Below are 26,119 nucleotides of genomic sequence, written 5' to 3'. Positions count from 1 at the left end.
GAAATTACAATGAAAATAATATATCAACTACTTGTTCTGTCCCTTCTTTTTAGTGGATGCAGCAAATTAACCGACGTACTTAACGTAACTCCTCCAAATAACCTTACGCCCGATAATGTGGCTAAGAATAAAGAAGGTGCTAAAAATTTATTGAATGGCGCTTATGCATTACTGCATGCCCAACATTATTATATGCACACAGAGGTAATTCCGGCTACTTTAGGCGGAACTATGCGTAGAGCCACTGTGCCAGACATCCAGTTTCAAGACAATAACCTTAATCCTCAAATTGCTAACGTAAACAGCTTTTGGACTGCTTTCTATAAAATGATTAACCAAACCAATTGGGTTGTACAATTGATTGGTGAATTGCCAGAAGGTGAACTTTCTGCTACAGAAAGAGATCAAATGTTGGGACAAGCAAGAGCTTTAAGGGCAATGGCAACTTTTGATGCTTTGCGATACTTTGGTCAGTTTTATAATTTGAATAGTGCGTATGGTGTAATCGTGAGAACCGATGCAATAGATTTTACTACTCGACACACAAAACGTAGTACTGTTGCAGAAACTTACACACAAATCTTAAGTGATTTAGATTACGCAATAACCAACGCCCCTGATTTCACTAAGTCAACTTTGTTTTCAAAAACTGCTGCTAAAGCTTTGAAAGCTCGTGTGCTGTTGTTTAGAGGAGAATATGCCAGTGCGGCAACTTTAGCCGATGAAGTTATTTTGGAGAACAAACGCTCTTTGAGTCCAACTTTTGCAAGAGTGTTTGCAGACGGCTTTACTTCTACAGAAATGATTTTTATGCGTGCTACAGATGCAGTTACCTTTGTGGCAGATCGTAAGAAATTCACTTACACCAATAATGCAACAATTGTTAGTTCGTGGTTAAAAACCTTTATGACAGGAGATCCTCGTGTGACTGCATCTTTCAATGCAACTAGCAATAATATTATCAAGGTAAATAATGCAGCAGCTTTTGCCCCAACTTATTTTATCCGTTTGGCAGAGATGTATTTGATTAAAGCAGAAGGTTTAACACGTTCTGATGCACCCTTGGCAGATGCTAAAATTCCACTACAAACTATTATGAGTAGGGCTTGGGGCGCACCAAGGGTTTCGGCAGCAACAACGAAGACCGCTTTGTTAGATGAAATTCATGCAGAGTACATTAAAGAGTTATGTTTTGAAAACGGTAGCGACTGGTTTGCGAATATTCGCTTTGGCAAAATTTCTGCAATTAAGCCAACGGTAACCAATGTTAATCAATACATTTTACCAATACCAGAATCGGAGACGGTAGGGAACAATTTGTTCGGTAGGCAAAATCCTGGTTACGAGTAAAAGTAAATTTAATCTTCCCAAATCCTCCCTCTTTAATTCTCCCTCTAGAGGGAGATACATGGTGCATAGGCGATATGTATAGGCAGGGGGAGGATTTACATATTACAAACAACACACAAAAAGAAATTCAATGTACAACAACATAAAAATCCTATTACTAGGAACGGCATTTTGCCTTTGCTTTCAAGCGAATGCACAGGTGAAAAAGCCGACAGACACCGCATCTACTGCTAAAACTGCTACAGATGGTATCAAAAGCTTTCAAGCATTTTTTAAGGATGGCGTAGTTTCAGACACTGGAATGTTTGTTAGCCATAAAGCCAACAACAGTTACTTTTTCGAAATACCAGATAGCTTGTTAAGACGTGATATGCTGATGGTATCTACCCGTGTAGCTATGAGCAGCAGCGATTTTGAGCAAATGGTAGCTGGAGAAAGAGCGCAGCCAGGCTTAATGTTGCAATGGGATAAATCGCCCGATGGCAAATATATTTACTTGAGAAAAGTAACGTCGCGAGTGGCTATGCGATTTACTGGAGCTGATACTAGTTTTAGAAAAGCGCTAGAACTGCAAACTTTAGATCCAATATTGATGTCGTTCCCGATAAAAGCTAAAGGCAGGAATGGAAAAAATGCGATCATCGATATTCAACAACTTTTTGTTGCCGATGTTAAGGATATCAGTCCATTTGCACAGCATCCTTTGCAAAAAGCGATGGGTATTCCAGATAAGAAGTACAAAGTTGAATCAGATCGTTCTTACATTGAGGGCGTGCAAAGTTTCGATAAAAACATTGAGGTACGCAGTTTAATTACCTTCACCAATGCAGAAGATATTTATTCGATTTTAGTGAACAGATCGATGGTGTTACTGCCAGAAAAGCCGATGATGGGCAGGTATGCGGATGATAGAGTAGGTTATTTTACCAAAACCTTCACTACGTTTAACGAAAGTGAGGCAACTGGAAGCAAAGCCTACATCAACAGATGGAAATTGGAACCAAAGCCCGAAGATGTAGAAAAAATGAAGCGGGGAGAATTGGTAGAGCCAGCAAAACCGATTGTATTTTATTTGGATGCGTCTACACCACAAAAATGGAAAGAATACATTAGAAAAGGGGTAGAAGATTGGAAGCCTGCTTTTGAAGCTGCTGGATTTAAAAATGCCATCATGGCTAAGGATGTTCCGCTGAATGATCCAAAATTTAATGCAGAAGATATCCGATATTCAGTAATTAGATATACGGCATCTGCTATTCCGAATGCTAAAGGTCCTTCAGTTATCGACCCACGTTCTGGAGAGATTTTAGAATCGGATGTGATCATTTACCACAATATCCTGCAAATTCTTTCGCAATGGCGATTTGCACAAACAGCAGCAAATGATCCTTCGGTACGTTCGGGTAAATTATCTGACGAAGTTTTAGGCGAAGCCATTCGTTATGTAGCAGCACACGAAATTGGCCACTCATTGGGTTTGCGTCACAACATGGGTGCATCTTATGCGTTTCCTGTAGATTCATTGCGTTCTGCTTCGTTTACGCAAAAGTATGGTACTACACCATCAATTATGGATTATGCCCGTAATAATTACATCGCCCAACCAGAAGATAAAGGAGTGAAATTAACGCCGCCGTTGTTAGGTGTTTATGATAAATATGCGATTAGCTGGGGCTATAAAGATGTGGTGGCCAATACTCCAGAAGAAGAAACCAAAACGTTAAATGCTTGGATTGCCAAACATGCCGATGATCCAAATTACAGGTTTGCCGAAGGCGATGTAAATGCAAGTGATCCATCTTCTCAAAAAGAAAGTTTGGGCGATGATGTAGTGAAAGCTAGCAGATATGGTGTGAAAAATACCCGCTATATTTTAGGTAATATGCGTGGTTGGATGAACCAACCGGGTGAAAAGTACGATGATTTGGAAGATATGTATTTGGCGGTGCTAAATCAGTACAATAGATATTTGGGTCACGTTGGAGCAGTGGTTGGCGGTACTTTTCAATATTATCCAGTGCAAGGACAGGCGCAGTCCACTTATCGTTTTACTTCTAAAAAGCAGAATGAAGAAGCTGTTGCTTTTATGTTAGAGCAATACCGTCAGCTGCCGGTTTGGTTAAACGCATTGCCTAAGGATATGATTATTTATGAAAAAGCTGGAAGTGTAAAACGGATTGTTACGGTGAGTACGTATGTTGAGCGTTTGGTAAAGAAAAGCTTCCAATCGGAGTTATTAAATGTGGGCAAGCTGGTACACTTAACCAATAATGGCTTGCATACTACCAACGGTTATAGTGCTACCGATTTATTAAATCAAATTAGAAATGATGCTTTTGCTGAAAGTAGAAAGTCGCCGAATTATTACGACCAATTGATACAAGCAGTTTACGTAGACAGATTGATTAATCTTTCAGCATTAAAGAAAAACGCACCTAATGCTAAAGGTTTTGCGGGCACCTCGAATAATGATAACAACTGTTTTGAGTTGTTTGAGAACGCTGATGCAGATAAGCAACTCTACTTTCAATATATGGATTTAGTAGGCACGGATAAGCAATTTAAAGTGGAAACTTTAGCGATTTCAGAGTTGAATAGAGTTAAAGCACTAATTAAGCAGCGTGTGCAAACGAGCATTGGAGAAGTTGCAGATCATTATAAGTATTTGCTGAAGAAGATTGATTTAACGTTGGACTAGGTCTTTAAGTATTTTATAAATGTTGTCATTCCGACTTCGGAGGAATCTATTTATTATTTATTAGATTCTTCGCTGCGCTCTAAATGACAGGGAGTGTTAAAAATCTAACGAAGAAGGCGTTCAATAATTTGAGCGCCTTTTTTTGCGCTATCGTTCGCTGTTTGTTTTTTGCAATGCTTTAAGTTCTCTAAACCTGATGGAAGCGGATATACTTTTTGTTTCTTATATGTACTGTCATCCTGAACGATAGTGAAGGATCTAAAAAGTTAAAGCTATTCAGAAGCAGATTCCCCCTAACGTCGGAATGACAGGGAACGAGAAAACAAAAAGATAGCAGCGTACAGCAGGAGTAACGTTAAAATGGAATTCTGTTATTTGCTTTTCTAAAAAAAAATAGATCCTTCGCTGCATTCAGGATGACAGGTGGCTAAAAAAAATAGCCCGAACGATTTGTCCGGGCTATTGATATTTTATGAGATCCTTCGACAGGTTCAGGATGACAAGTCGTCTAATGACAAACTGTAAAGTCAAAATCGTAAATCAAAAATCTACGATCGTAAATCCTAAGCCATTGCTTCTTCTTCCATATAGCTTTCCAAAGGAGGGCAAGCGCAAATCAAAGAGCGGTCTCCATGACTGTCGTTTACTCTACCAACCGAAGGCCAGAATTTGTAAGCAGCTACGTAAGGTAATGGGAAAGCAGCAGTTTGACGGCTATAACCGTGGTTCCAGTCGTTTCCAGTTACTACAGCAGCAGTGTGTGGCGCATTTTTCAATGGGTTATCTACTTTATCTAAGCTACCAGCTTCAACTTCGCTAATTTCATCTCTGATGGCAATTAAAGCATCGCAGAAACGGTCTAACTCGTGCTTAGGCTCACTTTCTGTAGGCTCAACCATTAAGGTTCCAGCAACTGGGAAAGAAACCGTAGGAGCGTGGAAACCGTAATCCATTAAACGTTTTGCAATATCAACCACCTCGATACCGAAGTTTTTGAAACCACGACAATCTAAAATCATCTCGTGTGCACAACGACCATTTGCACCAGCATATAACACTGGGAAATGTTGCTCTAAACGAGCTTTCATATAGTTGGCATTTAAAATTGCATATTTTGTAGCATTTGTTAAACCATCAGCACCCATCATAGCGATGTAAGCGTGAGAAATTAACAAGATACTAGCCGAACCCCAAGGCGCTGAAGACACCGCAGGAATAGATTTTCCTTTTTCGATATCTACCACAGCGTGACCAGGTAAATAAGGCACTAAGTGTGCTGCAACACCAATCGGACCCATACCAGGACCACCGCCACCGTGAGGAATACAGAAAGTTTTGTGCAAGTTTAAGTGACAAACATCGGCACCGATATTAGCAGGGCTAGTTAAACCAACTTGTGCGTTCATATTGGCACCATCCATGTAAACCTGTCCACCGTTTTCGTGAATTACTTTACAAATTTCGATGATACTTTCTTCGAACACACCGTGGGTAGAAGGGTAGGTTACCATTAAGCAAGAGAGGTTTTCTGCATGTTCTGCAGCTTTTGCTTTCAAGTCTTCTACGTCAATTTCGCCTTTCTCAGTAGATTTTACTACTACGATTTTCATTCCGGCCATTGCTGCAGAAGCAGGGTTGGTACCGTGTGCAGAAGCAGGAATTAAAGCGATGTTACGGTGGTGGTCGCCACGGTCTTGATGGTAAGCTCTAATTACCATTAAACCTGCGTACTCGCCTTGCGCACCAGCATTTGGTTGGAAACTCATTGCAGCAAAACCTGTGATTTCACTTAACCATTTATCTAACTCATCAAATACAGTGTAATAACCTAAAACCTGATCAGCAGGAGCGAAAGGATGTATCTTGCTAAACTCTGGCCACGTAACTGGGATCATCTCTGTAGTTGCGTTAAGTTTCATGGTACACGAACCTAAAGCAATCATTGAATGACAAAGAGATAAATCTTTAGTTTCTAATGATTTGATATAACGCAACATCTCATGTTCTGAGTGGTGCGAATTAAATACCGGATGTGTTAAATATGCAGAAGTACGTTGTAAATCTGTTGGAATTGTAGTACTAACTTGGTCAACTACATTAACGCTATCGGTAGCAATTGCTTTAACTTTAGAGAAGATACGAACAATTAAACTTACGTCTTCAAAGTTGGTAGTTTCATCTAACGAGATGGTTGCTTTAGTACCTTGGTAATTAAAGTTGATGTTGTTATCTAAACAATCTTTGTGGATTGCACCTTTTAAGTCAGCTAATTCTACTTCAATAGTATCGAAATAAGCTTGGTTACTTACTTTATAACCAATTGCTTTTAACGATTCTGCTAATGAAATGGTTAAACCATGAGTACGTTCAGCAATTAATTTTAAACCTTTAGGACCGTGGTAAGCAGCGTAAAAACCTGCCATAATAGCCAATAAAGCCTGTGCCGTACAGATGTTTGAAGTCGCTTTATCTCTACGGATGTGTTGCTCACGAGTTTGCAAAGCCATACGTAAAGCGTAGTTATCATTACTATCGATAGTTACACCGATAATACGTCCAGGAATTGAGCGTTTGTACTCGTCTTTAGTTGCAAAGAAAGCAGCGTGTGGACCACCAAATCCCATTGGGATACCGAAGCGTTGCGTAGTACCAACTACTACATCAGCGCCCCATTCTCCTGGAGGAGTTAATAAGGTTAAGCTTAATAAATCTGCAATTACTGTTAACTTCACATTTTGTGCGTGTAAAGCAGTAGCTAAGTTATTATAGTTGTAAACTTCGCCATTACCTGCCGGATATTGTACAATAGCACCAAAAAACTCAGCCGTAGGCTCAAAAGTTTCGTGGTTACCAATTACCAACTCAATACCGAAAGGATTAGCTCTAGTTTTAAGAATATCAATAGTTTGAGCGAAAATAGCTTCAGAAACAAAGTATTTATTGCCTTGCTCTTTTTTGCGTAAGCTGTATTGCATAAACATCGCCTCAGCAGCAGCAGTACCTTCGTCTAAAAGAGAAGCATTTGCAATCTCCATTCCCGTTAGGTCAATTACCATCGTTTGGAAATTTAACAAAGCCTGTAAACGACCTTGAGCAATTTCTGCTTGGTATGGCGTGTATTGCGTGTACCATCCTGGGTTTTCGAATACGTTACGTAAAATTACACCAGGGGTGATATTGTCATAATATCCTTGTCCGATATAAGATTTGAAAACCTTATTTAAAGAAGCCGTTTGTTTCAAGCTTGTCAGGTAATCAACCTCAGATTTTGCTTCTGGCAAATTTAAACCTTGTTTTAACCTAATAGTTGCCGGAACCGTTTGCTCAATTAATTCATCAATAGAATTAACGCCTACAGTTTCTAACATCGCCTTAGTATCGGCCTCATTTGGCGCAATATGACGGTCTTTAAAGTTCTCTTGGTAATGGATGTTTAAGCTCATTGAATGCTAGCATTTTTAATGCCGCAAAGGTAAGAATTTAAAAGGAGATATTATCGTAACAAATCCTTAATAAAAGCCTATGGTTTTTGTAGGAAATAATTGCCTTACATTTTATTGTTTTTGAAAAGCAGGTTTTGTTTTCCATCGCTTCCGGTAGCCCTGCTATTCACTTCAATCTTTTTGTGTTATTTCTTCCGTCATTTCGAACGCAAAGAGAAATCTCATAGTGTAATGCTGCTAGTTTGGAGATTTCTCCTCGTTCCTCGTCGAAATGACGCAACAAAAAGTATTTCCGTTACTATCAGGTTTAATTTACAAATTGCAGTGGTAAAATGTTAAAAGAGCTACTATCAGGGGACTTTACTGGTAATCGGAATTAGTATATTTAGTTACGGTTACTCTCCTAAAAGAATGCTTAGACCTATCAAAGAAGAGTTGGTAACCACATGTAATAATAAAGGATATTGAAATCCAAATCTAACCCTCGTATAACCAGCTATACTTGCACTAAACAGCTGAGGCAAGGTCAAAACTGGAAGTAATAACAGATTTGTTAAATTAAGTTCGAAATTGAATATATGCAACCAGGCGAATAAGATACTTGAAATGTAATATATGGTCTTGAAATTTCTTACCCAAAATAGTCTTAAATATGATTTAATTAAACTTTTACTAACTATAAAATATACAAAGCCTCCCGTTATCAAAGCTATACTCAATCTAATGAAGAATGTGTCATCATATTCGCTAAGTTTTACATTGAATATGAGTTTCGTTAGCGTATAATAAGTGGCGGCGGCAGAACTTAAACTTAGATATATAGGTTTGAATATTAAGGAAAGCCTGAATAATACTTCTTCAAATACAGGAAGTATAAGTCCGCCAACTAATAGATATATCAAAGGGGTAAAGCGAGACGACATTGAAGCATCGGTGAGATTTTTAGGTTCATAAAAAATACCAATAATACTCGCTACTGCAACGGAAAAGCTTATTTTTAGGATAAAAAGTATAAGCGAAACTAGTATCTTCTGCGTTACCGTTTTTTCCGGTATTGATAATTGTACGGATGGATGAAATAGGAATTGGAAAAAATCAGTGAATGCTGATTTATAAAATTTAATGTCTAATAACAGTAATTTACCCATGTAGTTTGTTTGTCTAATTGAGACACAAACACGATATGGATGTTACATTTTTTGTTATCAAGCAGTGCTCAAACTTCTCTATTGTAGTTCAGTCCAAATAAAGTCTAGCACATCTGATTTTTATTCCTTGCTCCTTAATCCTTTTCTTTACCTCCTCACTTTCCAACCTTCTTCTTTATCATATTTTAAGCGATAGGTTTTGGTTAGAAATTCACTGTTTTCTTCTGGTTTATTTTGAAATGCAGCAAATGGTGTGTTTACTTTTTTAAGCGATACCGTTACTTTTGCAGTAGCATCATTCACTTTAGAGAAATCTACTGGTTTTTCTTCAGTCAATTCGTAAGTAACTGCTTTAACTGTAGCTTTATCAGCATCTTGCTTCATCACGTATTCGCTAGCTTTTTGGGTAAGCTTAGCACTGTAAACATAACTACTGTCTTTAGAAAGGAATTTCTTTTTCGAGCTTAATAAGGTTAACGTGATATAGCCATCATTAGCCAACTGGCGGTAGTTTTCCAACTCTGCATATTCTTTTTCTGTATTGAACTTCAGCTCACCGAAATCAAATCTGGTGGTTTTATATTCAGGGTTTCCTTTTAGATAGGTGATAATTACTTTGCCAGCTTCGTCTGTATTAATGGTTGAGTTGCTTTTGCAAGCAAAAAGGGTAGAGGCAATTAGTGCGATTAATATTGTTTTTTTCATGGTGCTTTTTATGTAGTTCTCTGAAATTTCCTCCCCCTGCCCCCTCAATGAGGGGGATATGCAAGTTGCCTAAATACCCAATGTCTCCCTTTGGAGGGAGAATTAAAGAGGGAGGAAGTTAATTTCTCTTAAATCTATTCGCTTTCTTTAAATTTTCCAAATTTGGGAGAATCATTGATGATAAAATAATTACCACGCCAATCCATCTAAGGAAACTTACTTCTTCGTGCAAAACCAATGCCGACATGCTCACCGCTACTGGTAATTCTGCAGAACTTAGAATAGAACTTAGCGTTAATCCTATTTTTGGAATACCAGAAGCAAAACACAAAGGAGGAATTACTGTTCCGAAGACTGCTAGAATTAAACCCCATTTTAAGAGATTGCCACCCAAAGCTCCATTGACTAGAAAGGTAGGAGGTAATACGATGAAAATCAAAATACAAGCTCCGGTAATCATTAAGGCACTCTTTTGTAAGGGTGGATATTCGTTTCCTAAGTTGCCGTTGAGCATCAGGAAAATGGCGTAGCACAGCGCTGCGACCATTCCGTAGCCGATGCCAACAATGCTCAGATTTGCGGCAGACTGCTCAAAATAACCACTGGCTGCTATCGTGCCTAATAGAATCATAATAATTGCGAAAATTTGAAGGCTATTAGGTTTTTTCTTGAAGAAGAGATATTCTAACAGTACACTAATCCATACAAACTGCATTAATAAGATAATTGCCACCGAAGCAGGAATTAACTTTACACATTGATAATAGGTCAAACTTACCAAACCTGTAAATGTACCAGCCAAAACGAGTTTAATCCAATGTGTTTTGATGATTGGTTTGGGTTTGTCTTTAGCTTGTGTTTGGCGTTGAACCAAATAGACAATCCATAACATTGAAGCACCAAACAGCGCTTGTGTGCCGGTCACGTCGCCTAAACTATATCCATCGCCGTAGGCCAATTTTACGAAAGTAGACAGGATGCCGAAACTGCAAGCACCAAACAATACAAGAAGAATACCCTTGAGCATTGGTTAATTGTTTAATTGATTATGGGTTAACTGAAAACTGTTAACTTAGCTGTGCTAAATAACGTTTAATCGTTTCTTCTAAACCTAAATAAAGCGCATCGCTGATTAAGGCGTGGCCAATAGAAACCTCCAATAAACCAGGGATGGTTTGTGCAAAATATTTAAGATTGTGCAAATCTAAATCGTGACCAGCATTAATGCCGATGCCTAGTTCGTTTGCTTTATGTGCTGCTGCCAAGTAAGGCGCAATAGCTTTTTCTCTATTGTTTGAATATTGCTGAGCGTAAGCTTCTGTGTAAAGTTCAATTCTGTCAGTTCCTGTTGTTAAAGCAGCCTCTACCATTTCTACCACTGGGTCTACGAAAATAGATACACGGATACCTGCGTTTTGAAACGTAGCCACCATTTCTTTCAAATAATCTTGATGTTTAATGGTATCCCAGCCGTGGTTTGATGTGATTTGCCCTTCGGCATCTGGAACTAAGGTAACTTGAGCAGGCTGGTTGGCTAATACCAAATCCACAAATTTTCGCTCTTTGCAGTTACCCTCGATATTGAATTCTGTAGAAATTACAGCCTTTAAATCAAAAGTATCTTGGTAACGGATATGTCGCTCATCTGGACGGGGATGCACTGTAATGCCTTCTGCTCCAAATTTCTCACAATCTAGTGCAACTTTAACCAAATCAGGATTATTGCCGCCTCTGCTGTTGCGTAGGGTTGCAATTTTGTTGATGTTAACCGATAACTTTGTCATGGGGGCAAAGATACGGTTTAGCCACAGATGCACAGATAAAAAATAAATTGATTTGATATTTTGATGATGTCTTAAAAGAAATCTGTGTATCCGTGGCTTGAAATTATTTAGACTTCGATTTTTTAGCTTTCTTGGTTTCTACCAATTGCATTGATTTTGCTTTAAATCTTCCATCAACGATTTCGCCAGTTACGGTTGCTTTTCTAATAGCATTGCAAAAACCATCATCTGCATGGGCGTCGCCAAAATCGTTGATGCCTCTTCCGTCAACGAAATAAGCTACGCCATCAATTCTAACAGCTAAGTCGCAGCCCTTGCCCGGCATTTTAAACATACATTCGCCACAAGCAGTTTCTACTTGCTTTTTCTCGATTTTAGTAGTTTTTGCTGGTGTTTCTTGTGCGTTGGTAGTAAATGCAAATGTTGCAAATAATAGGAATATACTTAATTTTTTCATGATTTGTTGATTAGGTATTACAAATATGGTGATTATAAGCTTTTTCTTTTAATGATTTATATCAAGTCTTTGCGTTAATTGCGAAGTCCTTTTCTCTTTGCGTTAAAATTAACCGCAAAGTATTTTTTTATTTTCGCAAAGAACGCGAAGATGTTGAAGGAACTTTTTCAATCTTCTTGGCCTGGGATAGTAGATTGACAAAGTTGGTTTATTGCACAGGTTTTGCATTTTAAACCTGATTGTAGCGGATATACTTTTTGTTTTTTATAAGCACTGTCATCCTGAACGCTAGTGAAGGATCTATCTGTTAAAGTAGCTCGTAAATAGATTCCTCGAAACTTGGAATGACAGGAAGCTTAAAACAAAAAGATAGCAGCAAAAAGCAGGGTTACCATTTACGATGAAAGGATAAACCTGCTTTTCTAGTTATAATTATAAAATTTATCGTTAGATTTCTCACATGCGTTTGAAATGACGACAGAGTTGCCTAGTTTTTTCTATGCAATAACCTCCTGCAAATGCGCTACTTTCTTCTTGTAACTCCAGTAAAATACAATTGGATACACGAACAAATTAAACAAAGTATTTGTAATTAAACCGCCAATAACCACCACAGCTAAAGGTTTTGAAGCTTCGGAACCGATGCCGGTAGACAACGCAGCCGGTAATAAACCGATAGCTGCCATCAAAGCCGTCATAATTACAGGACGCATTCTGGTAGCAATACCGTCTTTGATAGAATCTGCGAAAGTCCAAGTTGGGTGGTGCTTTAGCTCTACAATATTGCTTTTAAACTTGGTGATGAGAATAACGCCATTTTGTACACAAATACCGAACAATGCGATGAAACCAATACCTGCCGAAATATTGAAGTTAATTCCCGTAGCGAGCAGTGCTAAAATACCACCAATCATGGCAAAAGGAACGTTATTGAGTACCAACAAAGCATCTTTTACGTTTCCGAATAAAATGAACAGGATAAAGAAAATCAATAATAAACTAATAGGAACTGCTTGAGAAAGCTGCTTGCTTGCTCGCTGCTGATTTTCAAAATCTCCTGCCCATTCTAAACGGTATGGCTTTGGTAACTTAATTTCTGCGTTTACTTTTTGCTGTGCTTCTGCAATTACACTTCCCATATCTCTACCACGGATAGAGAACTTAATAGCGCCATAACGGTTGTGTTTGTCACGGTAAATGATGCTTGGGCCGGTAATTTTCTTTATTCTGGCAATTTCTCCCAATGGAACTTTTGAACCAGAAATAGTAGGCACACGCAAGTTAGCGATAGCCGTTTCATCATTTCTAAAATCTTCCGGATAACGGATAATTAGGTCGAATTTTTTCTCGCCTTCGTAGATTTGTGTGGCTGCTTTACCACCAATCGCCATTTCTACTACGGCATTGGCATCGGCGGTGCTTACACCGTATAAGCCCATTTTACGCTGACTTAAATCTATCTGTAGCTCTGGCTGACCTAAGTTTCTTAAAATTCCTAAATCTTCGATACCATCTACTGTTTTTAAGATGTTGAAGATTTTTTCTTCTTCTTGCTCGATGAACTCGAAGTTATCTCCAAAAAGTTTAACTACAATAGAGCCTTTAACCCCAGAAACGGCTTCCTCCACGTTATCAGAAATAGGTTGCGAGAAGTTTAAGCTAATGCCCGGAAATCCTTTCAGTTTCTCTTGCATACGCTCAATCAACTGTTCTTTAGTCTGCTTTCGCTTCCATTCTTTTTTAGGGTAGATGTCTACATGGAACTCCATATTGTAGAAACCCGTAGCGTCTGTTCCATCATTTGGTCTACCTGTTTGTGATAAAACCTGTTTTACTTCCTCGAAACTTAGGAAGATTTTGCGCATCTCGTTCGACAGCTTTTTGGTTTCATCTAAGGAAATACTCAATGGTCCGGTTGCACGAACGTAGATAGAACCTTCATCTAGATTGGGCAAGAACTCGCTACCTAAGAACTTGAAACTAAAAATTCCGACAATTAAAATAACGATAGAAGTGTAGAATGCAATCTTTTTGAATTTGAAGCACTTATCGTAAGCTTTTAAAGTGTATTTGGTGATGAATTCTAGAAAGATATTGTGTTTTTCTTTCACGTTTTTCTTCAGTAAAATGCTCGCCATGGCCGGCACCAAGGTAAAGGTGAGCAATAGCGCACCTAATAAGGCGAAACTCAGTGTCCATGCCAATGGCGAAAACATTTTACCTTCTACTTTTTCGAAGGTGAAGATTGGCATCAAGCCCGTGATGATAATCAGCTTTGCGAAGAAAATACCTTTACCGTTCTCCAAGCAAGCCTTTTTAATTAAACCTAGCTTGCTGATTTTATTGAACTTTTCCATGCCCACTTTTCGGGCTTTTTGGTCGAGCACTACAAAAATACCTTCCACCATGACGACCGCACCATCTATGATAATCCCAAAATCGATGGCACCCATGGACAATAAGTTGGCCGACATTCCTTTCATTTTTAAGCAAATAAATGCAAATAGCAATGCCAAAGGAATAACGATGGATACAATTAGGGTAGTTCGCCAATCGGCCATGAAAAGGAATACGATAACGGTTACGAACAAAATCCCTTCGAACATATTACCCATTACGGTGTGTGTAGCGAAGTTTACCAAATCTTCACGGTCGTAAAACGATTTGATTTTTACGTCGTCTGGCAAGATGTTTTCATTAATGTCTTCAATCTTGATTTTCAGGTTTTTGATGACCTCACTAGGGTTTTCGCCCTTACGCATTACCACAATACCTTGCACTACATCAGGGTCGTTATCTCTACCTACTTGACCTAAACGCGGCAAAGCAGCTTCAGTAACTTCGGCAATGGTTTTTACGTAAATCGGTATGCCGTTGTAATTGTCTACAACTACATTGTTGATTTCCTCGATGTTGTTTAACACGCCAATACCTCTCACTACATAGGCTTGTCCGCCTTGCACAATCACATCGCCACCTACGTTAATGTTGCTTTTAGAAACGGCTTCGAACAACTCTGTAGCTGTAACATTGTATTGTATCGCTTTTTGCGGGTCTACCGTAATTTGATACGTTTTTACTTCGCCACCGAAACTTATTACATCGGCTATGCCTGGAACCGATAATAATTCCCTTTGAATAGTCCAATCTTGAATGGTTTTCAGTTCTTTAACCGATTTTCTATCGCTGCTTAAGATATAACGGAAAATCTCGCCCGTTGGTCCATAAGGAGGTTGAACTTCTGGTTGTAATCCATCTGGTAAATCTGCTTCTTCAATGTGGTTATTTACTTGCACTCGGGCAAAGGCGTAATCTACATCGTCGTCAAAAGTGATTTTAACAATAGAAAGCCCAAATAGGGAAGAAGAGCGGATGCTGGTTCTTTTTTCAGTTGGGTTCATCGCTATTTCTAGCGGACGGGTCACAAACTTTTCTACCTCTTCTGCACTTCTTCCCGGCCATTGCGTAATTATGGTTACGTTGGTATTTGTAACATCTGGGAAGGCCTCGATGGTGGTTTTTTTGAAACTTAAGTAGCCTGCCAACACCAAGAGGAAGGTGGTGAAAAAGATGAAATATTTATTCTTTAAAGAAAACCCGATAATGGTTTTGATGAATTTGTTCATTGTGAAATAGAATTAATACCTAGTTTGTCAGTCTGAGCTTGTCGAAGACTACTTATGTTTCGACAAGCTCAACATGACACGATTTTTTAGGATTATGCTAGCTTATAATTGTCAGTTACTTCAAACTCTCGAAAAGAAACACCTGTTTAGATGCCACAACCTTATCTCCAGCGTTTAAACCTTTACTCACATATGTACGATTGCTGGTTTTACGACCAATTTCAATTTCCTGTACTCGTATTTTTTCCTTTGGATCTAACACCAGCACGTAGTTCTTATTCTCATCGAATATCACAGCTTTGGGATTGATGGAAGGTAAATTGATATCTGATTTTGCAGCTACTTTAACCGTAGCCATCATGCCTGGTTTTAAGCTTAAATCTTTGTTAGCAATACTCACACGAGCATTAATTACCCTACTTTCATTATCAATCGTATTGTAAATGCGTTCAATTTTGCCTTTGTAGGGTTTTTCTGGATAAGACAGCACAGATACTTCTACTTCATCGCCTTCTTTCAGCATTGCAAACTCCGATTCGTAGATGTTTATTACAGCCCAAACGTTAGATAAATCTGCCACTTTAAATAAGGCATCTTCGTTGTCGGGACGTAATTGCATGTAGCTATTTACATTCTTTTCGATTACGAAGCCAGCAATAGGTGAGATGAGGTTATAATTTCCTTTGGCATTGCCACCGTTAAGTTTTAAGGTAGTTTTTGCACGTTGTAATTCAGCCTTTTTGATGACCAAATCATTTCTAACTTCTTCCAGTTCCTTTGCAGAACTTAAGCCACTTTTAAAAAGTTCTTCTGCTTGTTTTAGTGCTCGTTCTGCAATTTTAAACTCTGCATCAGCACTAATTACCTCTTTATCGAAACCAGCCATTTCAGCACTGCTTACGGTGGCTAGCAATTGTCCTTTATTTACTTTATCGCCAATTTTAACATTTACTGCTCCTACAATACCGCTCACCATTGGATAAATGGCAGCCTGTAGATCGTCATTTGCGGTAATTTTTGCCGAGAAATTTAGATCCATGCGGTTATTTGGCGACTGCACCGTGTCAATCAATAATTTGCTGATCAACGAGTCGGTTACTTCAAACTTATCTTCCTTAACAGTGGTATTGTTTGTGGTACAACTCTGCGTCATCATTCCTGCTATAGCAAGAGCGTATAAATAGTTTTTTGAGGATTTAAAATAAGACATGCTTTATTTGAATATGCTGGTTCCAGTAACAAAATTGATTTCTTCTTTAGCGTTGATACGCTCGTATTGCAGCTGATTGAATTGCAAAACACTTTCCTTGTACGATTCGTAAAAATCTAGGAACTCTAACAGACTAATGTTTCGTTTGGCGAAGTTCTTCGTGACTTCGTCTATCAATTTCTGATAGTCTTGGTTAAATTCCTGATCTCTGCCTGCAAATAAGCTTTCTATACGCTGAATATTTTGATAAGCTTTGAAAACTTCATTCGATAAAGTGTTCTCTACCTGATTGTAAACAGTTTGTTGAGCTTCTATTGCGATCTTAGCTTTCTTAATTTCGCCTTGGTTTCTGTTAAAAAGTGGAATAGGGATGCTAATTCCAATCCCTGTGTATTTTTCTGGGTAGCTGCCTTTTAAATCGTAAACCAATGAAAGCTGCACATCTGGAATGGCATTCGCTTTTTGTAATTTAAGGTTCTGTTGTGCGTAGGCGATAGCAGTTTGTGCAGATTTTAAATCTATCCTATTGGTTTTTGCAGAATCTAAAAGTAACGCATAAGCTAACGGTGATGGTTTTGCTTGTTGTTCATCGGCAACTAGGGTTTTTATGATCGTATTTGACTTTACTTGCGTAAGTAATTTGAGTTCCGCAGAAAGTTCATCTATTTCTGTATTGATTTGATGATATTCTGCCTGCAAACTATATAGCAGCGATTTGATCCGTATCACGTCTTTATTGGCGATATTGCCTAAACTTAACTGCTTATCGGATGCTTTTAGCAGTTGCTCTAAAGCTTTACCCTGACTGCCGTAAATTTTTGCAGATTGTTGTGCAGCATGTAATTTGAAGAAGGTACTACGTAGTTGGTAGCGCAAAGTTCGCATCAGATCGAAATATTCGAATTCTTCTAATTTAACCGCTGTATTGGCAAGTTGGATGCTTTTGTTACGCTTGCCAGCCAATTTAAAAAGCTGTGACACTTGCGTATTGAATTGCCCGGTTGCGTACGAAGTTTCTAGAAATCGCTTTGTTTCATGGTTGTACAACAGGTTTTCATGCGTGATTTCTGGATTGTCGAACAGTTTTGCCGTGATCACATCGGCCTTTGCCTGCTCAATTTCATATTTCGCCAATAACAATTGATAGTTGCTGCTTATAAATAGCTGCTCTGCGTCTGCTAAACTTAGCTTTAAAGTGTCTTGAGCCCTAGAAGCTTGCGCAAACCCAAGTAGGCAACAGATGAATAATAACTTGATTTTCATTGTTGCCAAAGCTATTTTTACGGAATTAAACGGGAATTAAATCGAAATTAAAAAGTGATTAAAATGGTTAATCAGTGTGCAATTCCCTCTCATTTTCAAGGAGTACCTGTCCCGACACTTCGGGAGGGTTAGGGTGAGGTTTGTTGCCCCTCTCTGCCTTCGGCATCTCTCCCTAAGGGAGAGATTAGTATTTTGAAATGTTCAGTGCTAAACAAAAAATCCGATTGTAACTCACAACCGGATTTTCCTTTCAGTATTTATTTGAACTATCTTGCTTGCATTTTGCCAACAGCAGTATTCAGTGCATTTTTGATTTTTTCGGTAGCACTTTTCATTGCCAAGTCATAAGTATCCCCAAAATCGCTGGCTACAAGCGGCGGTTTACCATCTAACTTGACTTCTATTACGCATTTTTTGTCGTTTAAGCCCGCTTTGCTACCGTTCTCATCAGAAAGGTGAATTTCTACACGAGAAAGATGATTGCTGTATCGATCTAAATCTTTGGTTAACTGTTCTTTAATTTGTGTTTCGTAAGGCTCGTGAATAGTTAAATTCTTATCAGCATTTAATTGAATATTCATATTATGGTATTTTAGTGTATTAAATTAACAAATAATGAATAACCTTGTTTTTGCAGAGCGATGGATTTTTCATCTTAGGATTTTCTTAGCTAAAAGGATTACAAATCCTTGGATAGGTAGTTCGAGATTGCAAATCTCGAACAGCAAGAGAATTTACAATTTATACTAGTGCATTAAGATCCCAGATTAAATCTGGGATGACGTATCGTCGAACGTATGGAGTTCTCAAAAGCTATATTAAAACCTAACGTAAAACGTCGTTCCTTGATCTCCAGACGTAAAACTCAATTCGCCTTTGGCTAAGGTGATGATCTTGTGTGCCATATACAAACCCATGCCACTTCCTTTAAGGTTTTTTTCGTTAGCGGCACTGAAGAATGGTTCGTAAATATGATTTCCAGTTTCTGCTGATATGCCAGGGCCTTGATCTTGAATGTTGATCTCGATTTGCATACCATTCGCACTTAAAGTACAATAAACATCCTTTTGGTTCGAAAACTTGAAAGCATTGCCGATGATGTTGTTCAACGCAATCTCCAGTAGCGATTTATTGAATACCAAGTTTAAACGTTCGCTTTCGGTAGGTATATTCTGCAAACTGATATGCAGTTGCGCCTTGCCTTGCTGCTTTTTATTCCATTGTGCCTGTAGGTCCCACAACAGTTCGTCAATTCTGAAGGTCTCTGTATATAAGTTGCCCAATTCCAGATCTGCCTGTGCCAAACTCATCAAACTATTAATGGTAGAATTCATTTTATCTGCATCTTCAATTACAGAACGTAATGCTTTTTGGTAATCTTCGGCGTTTCTCGGCTGACTGAGCGCAATCTCGGCTTCCATCAGTAAACTGGTAATTGGTGTTCTCAATTCGTGAGAAGCATTAGCCACAAAAGTTTTTTGTAAAATAAAAGCCTGCTCCAAATGGTCCATTAGTTGGTTGAAGTTCTGTGCAAGCAAATTAATTTCATCTTTGTTTTTGGTTTCCTGTACACGAAAATCTAGGTTGCTCGATTTAATCTTTTTTACTTCACCAATAAACACATCCAGTGGTTTTAAGATACGTTTTGCAATCCATCTAGAAGAAAGTAATAAACCAGCGGTGATGACCAGAAAAGTCAAGATCATACTATTCCTCAATTTATCGATACGAGAATAACTGCTCTGATCAATAGCAGAGGCGAGGATCACGAAATCGCCCTGATTGTCTTTATAGAAAATTCCAACGGTTTGTCGTAAACCTTCCTTAATACGTATTTTCTTGGCGTTACGTACTCGGTTAATTAAATCGCTTGTCCAAAACTGCTGATTGTCTTTAATGAAACTAGCCTTGTTCTTTTCGTCGTAAATACGAACAATTTCGCCATTCAAGTTTTCCAAGTATTCGGTTCTAACTTTACGCAGCGAATCTGCCGAGATCTCATCTGCTTCTAAGTAAAGTTTAGCGTTGATAAAAGCTCTGTCGTTTAATCGATCGTAGAAATCGCTCTCTAAAAACTTCACGAAAATAAAGTACACCCCAAACAGCACCGCTAAAAGTACAGTGGTACTTACTAATGTGAAATATAAAGCTAAGCGGTCTTTAATCTTCATCTATATTATTTAAAGATGTAACCCATTCCAATTTTAGTGTGGATCAGCTTTCTATCGAAGCCTTTTTCTAACTTATTACGCAGAAAATTGATATAAACATCAACCACGTTGGTTCCTGTATCGAAATTCACATCCCAAACTTGTTCTGCAATGTATTGTCTAGAAAGCAAACGGTTGGGGTTACGCATAAAAAGCTCTAGCAGGTGGAATTCTTTGGCTGTTAAATCAATTATTTGTCCGGCTCGCTTAACTTCCTTACTTTGAATATCCAATACTACATCCTCAAATTGTAGCTGCTTATTTACACTTGCGTTGTTCATCCAAAAATCTGGAATACCTAAATGTGCATACGGGTTAATTCCAAAATCGTAGGCTGAGATGGTTTCTTCACTATCTCCGTGACTGGTACGGTTGTTATAATTGGTGGCATTGCCGCCCACCATTTCGGCATTTGCGTACTGTTTGTAATAACGGTAAGAATATTCGTAAGCTGCACTAATTTGATAGTTGTTGGTGATACCAGTGCTGCCTCTCTGTCCTTCGTAGCTCACCGTTGCAGTAATTTCGCCCTCGCTATTGCTTTCCTTCATTCGCTCTAACTTGCCATCTGTCTTGTACCAAAAAGAAGTGATCTTACTATTGCCATTGATGTTGTAATGTATTTCACGAACTTTATTATTTGCGTAGTAACTGATTTCTTCTGCGCCATCCACCACATTTGCACCGTTTGCTGCCTTACTTAGGTGTGTAATTCGTGTGGGCAAGCCCCAAGCATTGTAGGTGTATTCTTTCCTTGTCTGGGGAAGCCACTTATCGCCAGATTTAAGAAATACAGTTTCAGTTTTAATCTTCTTAGCCACATCTGTAGAGCCACCAATGTAAAGTTCCTGGGTCTTCATATCTGTTCGTTCTAGCACCATTTCATCATCTAAACCCCATTTAGAAACATTCAGCTTGTATTTAAACGCATTTTTAGAAAGCCTAAGTTTTTGTCCACCAGCGGCAATTTGGTGTGTCTGCGTCGTCGGATTTCCATGCAAAGGGTAGGTTGTTATAGCAACTGAAGCAGGTACACTGTCGTAAACAATTTTACCTACTCTAAAAATTGGTTTTAGATCTATTACAAACTCCTGTGAACGATCGAGAGGTAAATCAAACATTCCGCCTTCATAGCCAAAATCTTCTGCGGTGTGGTTTGCTTCAATAGCCAACACTTCTGTAGCTAGCGTAGTTGTCGCTGTACTCAAGGTAAAATTTGCTGCCAAAGGTTTATTCACTTGCGCTGCCAAGTTTGAGCCAGCATAAGGGCAAGCGAATATGGTTCCGCCGCCACGTTTGATAATCAGCTTCACCAGTTTGTAACTACCTAAGGGAAGTTCAATGGCATTGCTAACGTACTTGCCGTTGTAATTCATTGGAATGGCTCGGTCGTCAACTACCAATTCTCCACTAGCCGATTGGATAGAGATAATGGCCGAAAGTCCATCCAGCACATTATTTTGTCCGGGTAAATTTTCGATGCTAAGGTTAAATTTGTGTTTTTGGTTAATTGGTGTTGGCGTTTCGTTGTCGCCTTTCTTGCAGTTTGCCATTAAAAGGCTAAACAATGCGAGTAGTGTTAGTAAAGATATTTTTTTCATTTTTCGTGTGTTTTTGGCATTGGATAGTCAACCGCTGTGCCATGTTACAGTGGTTTTGGCTTTAGTAGACCAACAGCAAACTAACGGCGACGAACGCTATTTGTATCTAGCAAAACGCTGCCGTGTTTTTGTGAATTTCATAGAAAGGTTCAATCCAAAAGACACTACGTTGACTAAACAAGGCTACAATTATCGTTGGGGTGTCACATCTTACATTTAAGGGAGGATATCACTAAAAGCACATTTATCTTTGAATATGAGCGAAAAGAAATCTACAGCTGTACCTTACTCGGTACTTGATTTAGCTGGCGTTATAGAAGGACACGATATAGCAGATACGTTCAGGAACAGTGTTTCCTTAGCGCAACATGCAGAAAAATTAGGTTATAACCGCTATTGGTTGGCCGAACATCATAATATGATTAGTGTAGCGAGTTCTGCTACTTCGGTGCTGATAGGACATATTGCAGGGCATACCAATACTTTACGTATAGGTTCTGGCGGTATTATGTTGCCTAACCACACGCCGCTAATTATTGCAGAACAATTTGGTACCTTGGCAACCTTGTATCCAAATAGAATTGATCTAGGTTTAGGCAGAGCGCCCGGAACCGATCAGCTAACTGCATTTGAAATTAGAGGTGAGCGTTTCCACTCACCGCAGCAGTTCCCGCAAGATGTGCGTAAGTTACAGCAATACTTGGGCGATGATAATTACGATAGCAAAGTACGAGCTATACCTGGCGAAGGGACGAATGTGCCCATTTGGATTTTAGGTTCGAGTACAGAAAGTGCGCACTTGGCAGCATCTTATGGTTTGCCTTATGCTTTCGCAAGCCACTTTGCACCCACTTATTTCTTCGAAGCTATAGAAATTTATAGGAAGAATTTCCGTCCATCAGCTGTGCTACAGGAACCTTACGTGCTTTCTTGCGTAAATGTGGTAGCTGCAGATACTGATGCAGAGGCAGAGCGATTAGCTACTTCGTTGAAGATTTTATTTTCTGGCATTGTGACCAACAAACGCCGACTTTTACAGCCACCTGTAGATAGCATGGAAGGCTTATGGAGCGATATGGAAGAAGCCGCTGTAGAACAGATGTTAGATTTTACTTTTATTGCCGGTCCAGATAAGTTGAAGGAGCAGTTACATTCGTTTATCAATCACACCAAAGTAGATGAATTAATGGTAACCTCACATATTTACGACCACACGGCTAGGTTAAGGTCTTATGAGTTGGTGGCGGAGGCATTGAAGGCATAGTATTGTATTTGATATACAAAAAGAGCTTATTGGTTTTACGCCAATAAGCTCTTTTTGTATGCATATAATTTATTTTACTTATTTGGTTGGATATATTCTAAAGCTTCTGGACCTTTTATGATTGCATAAATGAAAACGACAATCATTACAATTATCATTAATACTAAAAAAGCTACCATCATTAAACCTATTATAGCCAAAACTCTCCATATGATTTGTTTTAATGGTTGTTGAGGATAAAATCCTTTAAAAAACCAAACCAGCAAAAATGGAACTATCAAATTAGAAAAGTTTATGGCATAGAGAATATTATTCGAGTTTCTTAATAAATAAAGTATTGGATAGAGAAACACAATATTTATGATCATATAAAGAGATAAAATATAGGAATTCATCACTATGTGTTCATAATAATTGTTTTTCAATTTATGAAAAGCTAACCATGTTACAAATGCAAAAACTGGAATAAGACACAACATGAAAATCGAGCTATAGCTTGAAGTAATTGTCGTGTAATCATTCATGAACTTTGAATTCAAATGATTACCAGATAAAACATTTCGCATTACTTTTTCTAAGCCAATAATCTTAAACGTAATAAAAGCCGATATACCACTAAGAACAAATGTTAATAACATGGGCTTGTAGTGATTAACTCTATTACCGTCTATAAACTCCCTAGCTGTTTTGCCTGGATTTCGAACCAATTTTTTAACGGTATAAAGAAATCCTTTGTTAGTGTGGACTAATAGATATTGAAGTTCATCAGTTACGTACTTTTTATCAATTCGTTTAAATCTCTTCTGACCACAATTACTACAGAAATTTTCATCGATAGAATAATCACAGTTTAAACAAGTGTTTGCCATGTTTTTGTTAATGATATAGTTATTAATGGCGAGTTTTAAGCTCTTTATTTAATAAAGTTAATTGTATGAACGAGGGCAGTAAAGTCATTGGTAAAATTGCCATCGGTATAAATAATTTTAAAGTAGACTTTGTGATGTAAAAGTAAATGGCTACACCTATCAACACCATCCACATCATGCCAAATACGGTAAGTACGCCTTTTAATAAATTTCGCTTCTTAATTAGGTTTTCGGTGCTTAGGTCGGCAAAGGGATTTTTGCTCATTGTTTGCTTATAAATAAATCGTTCGTTTGATGTGCAAATATAACCTATTTTAAAAATTGTAGCATACTTAAATTTTAGATTTAACATCAAACATTCTACTTGTGTTTAGCCATATTAATTTCAAATTTTTAAGCTAAATTAGCTTAGCTTAGCGTAAATTAGATTTTCCTTAAGATCATATCATGTTCAAATTAAACACCACCGTATTAGCCCTTGCTATTATTTGTATATTTTCATTAAATGGCTTTGCACAATCCAAGAAATCGAAGAAAGTAAATAATAGAGATACCGTTAAAATTGTACCTAAAAGCGAATGGAAAGGGGTAGAAGGCAGACCTTACAAACAGCATGTTCCTGTGAAGATTACGGTTCATCATGAAGGAGGTAAGTTGCTTACCGTAAATGATGATGCCAAGCAAAGGTTAAAGAACATCCAATCTTGGGGCATGGGACCCGATAGAAAATGGGCTGACGTTCCTTATCACTTGTTAATTACGCCAGACGGTACAGTTTTAGAAGGTAGAAATCCTTTAACGGTTGGCGAAACGAACACTGAATATGATCCCACTGGACATTTATTGATCTGCTTTTTGGGTAATTACAATCAGCAGAAGTTAGACGATAAGTTGCTGAAAGTATTGACTGATTTGTTAGTGGATCAGTGTATTAAATATCGTATTCCGGCAACGGAAATTTCTACCCATCGCGATCATAGCAAGCAAACCACCTGCCCGGGAGATGATATCTACAGTTATTTCTCTAACGGTTTTATTGTAAAGGAAGTAGAGAAGGGCTTAAAGAATAGGAAATAAGTAGAATTGATTTGGTGAGAGCGTATTGCTTTGCCTATATTTATGGGCTCAATATCCACTTTTGCCAGTAGTCTTGTAAACATTAAATCAATCAATTTGTCTTTGTTAAATTTATGGGAACGGCTAAGGGGACCTAGAGAGGAATTTGTCCTTGAAGAAAGGATTTTAAATGCAGGCGGGATATTTACGGCTGCCACCTTGCTCATCTTTACCGCTTATAATATTTGGGTAGTGCTATTGCCAGAATTGGCTGTTGCTACGGCTTTTACATTATTGTTGCAGCTGTTCCTTTACTATCACTCTCGCTTTCGCAGGAATTTCGCATTTGCTCGCCATGGGTTTACCTCAATGAGCTACGTCTTCTTGGCCGTCAACTACTACTATGGTGCAGGTATGAATGGTCCTGTGCTTTTCAGTTTTTTCCTTTCTTTAATTGTCATCATTTTCATCCATCGCCGCAGGAGCTATCTGTATCTGTTCATGCATTTTGTAGCGATTGCTGCACTTTTGTTTTACGAATATCAATATGGTGTAGATGAGGTTTATACCAGTAGGGCAGAGCGGTTTCTTGATATATTTTTCATTCTTTGCATTGTGCTATCGCTAACTTACATATTAGTGGCTGGCGTGGTAAGGAGTTACAACCGCGAAAGACGACTTGCAGGTGAAAGAGCGGAAGCTTTGGCCTTGTTGCATCAGGAGAATAATAGGTTGTTTTCAATCATTTCCCATGATTTGCGTACACCATTGAATAGTATTCAGGGTTATTTGGAATTGCTTGGCAGCCATTCGTTAAGCGAAACGGAAAGAGCGATGTTAGAAGGACAACTGTTAGAACTTACCAACGGCACTTCAGAGTTTTTAGGAAATCTTTTGGCCTGGTCAAAATCTCAACTGGAGGGCACGAAAGTACAGTTAACTGATATTCGGCTAACACCATTGCTAGAGGGAGTTCTTGCGTCTATTGTGCCGCTGGCAGTTAAAAAAGAGATCAATATCCAAATAGAGCTTAATGCCGAAAATTTTTTAGCGGATATAGAAATGATTAGTATTGTAATGCGCAACCTGCTTATAAATGCCGTAAAATACAGCGAGCATGGAGGAGAGGTGCTTGTACGCAGTTGGGAAGATCAGGGCAGGATGATACTTTCGGTAACTGACTTTGGCGTAGGCATTGCGGTAGATCAAAAAGACCTAATTTTTCGGTCGCAGGCTAAAAGTACTTTAGGTACAGCCAACGAACCTGGAGTAGGTTTAGGTCTTATGCTATGTGCTGATTTTATCGCCCTGCAAAATGGAAATATCTGGTTTGAAAGTGCTTTAGGTAAAGGCACTACTTTTTTCATCTCTTTTCCTAGTAAAAAGATTTCTTCGTAAGTGCTTTGCTTTTCATTAAAGGCAAAGCAATAAGCTA

18 protein-coding genes and 1 pseudogene are annotated in these 26,119 nt (G+C 38.5%); 5 read left to right on the top strand and 14 right to left on the bottom strand.

The features are described from left to right. Positions 1 to 9: 9 nt before the first annotated feature. Both AC23ME_RS05565 and AC23ME_RS05560 read left to right on the top strand, forming a co-directional pair. Positions 10 to 1,350 (top strand): RagB/SusD family nutrient uptake outer membrane protein, encoded by a 1,341-nt coding sequence (locus AC23ME_RS05565; protein ID WP_487726768.1) that lies wholly within the window; start codon positions 10 to 12, stop codon positions 1,348 to 1,350. A 130-nt stretch (positions 1,351 to 1,480) separates the two neighbouring features. Next, the gene (locus tag AC23ME_RS05560; RefSeq protein ID WP_487726767.1) at positions 1,481 to 4,048 is read left to right on the top strand and encodes a zinc-dependent metalloprotease; all 2,568 of its coding nucleotides are present in this window, start codon (positions 1,481 to 1,483) and stop codon (positions 4,046 to 4,048) included. Between the two features lie 563 nt (positions 4,049 to 4,611). On the opposite strand, the gene gcvP is transcribed toward AC23ME_RS05560, so the two are convergent. The 12 genes and pseudogenes from gcvP to AC23ME_RS05500 all read right to left on the bottom strand — a co-directional run. Then, a complete protein-coding gene (gene gcvP, locus AC23ME_RS05555) occupies positions 4,612 to 7,491 on the bottom strand; it encodes an aminomethyl-transferring glycine dehydrogenase (RefSeq protein WP_487726766.1) in 2,880 nt (959 codons plus the stop codon). A 395-nt stretch (positions 7,492 to 7,886) separates the two neighbouring features. Then, positions 7,887 to 8,639 (bottom strand): hypothetical protein, encoded by a 753-nt coding sequence (locus AC23ME_RS05550; protein WP_487726765.1) that lies wholly within the window; start codon positions 8,637 to 8,639, stop codon positions 7,887 to 7,889. A gap of 147 nt (positions 8,640 to 8,786) precedes the next feature. After that, complete coding sequence (locus AC23ME_RS05545; protein ID WP_487726764.1) at positions 8,787 to 9,344, bottom strand: hypothetical protein; 558 nt, start codon at positions 9,342 to 9,344, stop codon at positions 8,787 to 8,789. A gap of 118 nt (positions 9,345 to 9,462) precedes the next feature. After that, positions 9,463 to 10,371, bottom strand: a complete 909-nt coding sequence (locus tag AC23ME_RS05540) for an EamA family transporter (RefSeq protein WP_487726763.1) — start codon at positions 10,369 to 10,371, stop codon at positions 9,463 to 9,465. Between the two features lie 40 nt (positions 10,372 to 10,411). Next, positions 10,412 to 11,128, bottom strand: coding sequence for a pyridoxine 5'-phosphate synthase (locus AC23ME_RS05535; protein WP_487726762.1), 717 nt, complete (start codon positions 11,126 to 11,128; stop codon positions 10,412 to 10,414). A gap of 103 nt (positions 11,129 to 11,231) precedes the next feature. Continuing rightward, positions 11,232 to 11,585, bottom strand: coding sequence for a DUF6370 family protein (locus AC23ME_RS05530; RefSeq protein WP_487726761.1), 354 nt, complete (start codon positions 11,583 to 11,585; stop codon positions 11,232 to 11,234). Positions 11,586 to 12,082: 497 nt separating this feature from the next. After that, positions 12,083 to 15,211 carry an efflux RND transporter permease subunit gene (locus AC23ME_RS05525; RefSeq protein WP_487726760.1) on the bottom strand — a complete coding sequence of 1,043 codons (3,129 nt, stop codon included), beginning with the start codon at positions 15,209 to 15,211 and terminating at the stop codon, positions 12,083 to 12,085. Between the two features lie 115 nt (positions 15,212 to 15,326). After that, the gene (locus AC23ME_RS05520) at positions 15,327 to 16,421 is read right to left on the bottom strand and encodes an efflux RND transporter periplasmic adaptor subunit (RefSeq protein WP_487726759.1); all 1,095 of its coding nucleotides are present in this window, start codon (positions 16,419 to 16,421) and stop codon (positions 15,327 to 15,329) included. Positions 16,422 to 16,424: 3 nt separating this feature from the next. Then, the gene (locus tag AC23ME_RS05515) at positions 16,425 to 17,684 is read right to left on the bottom strand and encodes a TolC family protein (protein WP_487726758.1); all 1,260 of its coding nucleotides are present in this window, start codon (positions 17,682 to 17,684) and stop codon (positions 16,425 to 16,427) included. Positions 17,685 to 17,950: 266 nt separating this feature from the next. After that, positions 17,951 to 18,265 (bottom strand): HPF/RaiA family ribosome-associated protein, encoded by a 315-nt coding sequence (locus AC23ME_RS05510; protein ID WP_487726757.1) that lies wholly within the window; start codon positions 18,263 to 18,265, stop codon positions 17,951 to 17,953. A gap of 237 nt (positions 18,266 to 18,502) precedes the next feature. After that, positions 18,503 to 19,855: a sensor histidine kinase gene (locus tag AC23ME_RS05505; RefSeq protein ID WP_487726756.1), complete on the bottom strand. Its 1,353-nt coding sequence runs from the start codon at positions 19,853 to 19,855 to the stop codon at positions 18,503 to 18,505. A gap of 5 nt (positions 19,856 to 19,860) precedes the next feature. Continuing rightward, positions 19,861 to 20,148, bottom strand: a pseudogene (locus AC23ME_RS05500) (winged helix-turn-helix domain-containing protein); the annotation flags it as partial. A gap of 1,603 nt (positions 20,149 to 21,751) precedes the next feature. Between AC23ME_RS05500 and AC23ME_RS05495 the strand changes: the two are divergent. Beyond that, a complete protein-coding gene (locus AC23ME_RS05495) occupies positions 21,752 to 22,759 on the top strand; it encodes an LLM class flavin-dependent oxidoreductase (protein WP_487726755.1) in 1,008 nt (335 codons plus the stop codon). Positions 22,760 to 22,833: 74 nt separating this feature from the next. Here the strand turns inward: AC23ME_RS05495 and AC23ME_RS05490 are convergent, their stop codons facing one another. Together AC23ME_RS05490 and AC23ME_RS05485 are read right to left on the bottom strand one after the other, a co-directional pair. After that, positions 22,834 to 23,628, bottom strand: a complete 795-nt coding sequence (locus AC23ME_RS05490; RefSeq protein WP_487726754.1) for a DUF3667 domain-containing protein — start codon at positions 23,626 to 23,628, stop codon at positions 22,834 to 22,836. A 22-nt stretch (positions 23,629 to 23,650) separates the two neighbouring features. Continuing rightward, complete coding sequence (locus tag AC23ME_RS05485) at positions 23,651 to 23,893, bottom strand: hypothetical protein (RefSeq protein ID WP_487726753.1); 243 nt, start codon at positions 23,891 to 23,893, stop codon at positions 23,651 to 23,653. A gap of 182 nt (positions 23,894 to 24,075) precedes the next feature. Here AC23ME_RS05485 and AC23ME_RS05480 point away from each other — a divergent pair, with 182 nt between their 5' ends. Together AC23ME_RS05480 and AC23ME_RS05475 are read left to right on the top strand one after the other, a co-directional pair. Then, positions 24,076 to 24,705, top strand: coding sequence for a peptidoglycan recognition protein family protein (locus AC23ME_RS05480; protein WP_487726752.1), 630 nt, complete (start codon positions 24,076 to 24,078; stop codon positions 24,703 to 24,705). A gap of 96 nt (positions 24,706 to 24,801) precedes the next feature. Next, the gene (locus tag AC23ME_RS05475; RefSeq protein WP_487726751.1) at positions 24,802 to 26,082 is read left to right on the top strand and encodes a sensor histidine kinase; all 1,281 of its coding nucleotides are present in this window, start codon (positions 24,802 to 24,804) and stop codon (positions 26,080 to 26,082) included. Positions 26,083 to 26,119: the final 37 nt, after the last annotated feature.

This window comes from Pedobacter sp. T50_32 (assembly GCF_057652195.1).
The sequence above is the reverse complement of the archived record's forward strand: the minus strand, read 5'-3'. Positions and strand labels throughout refer to the sequence as shown.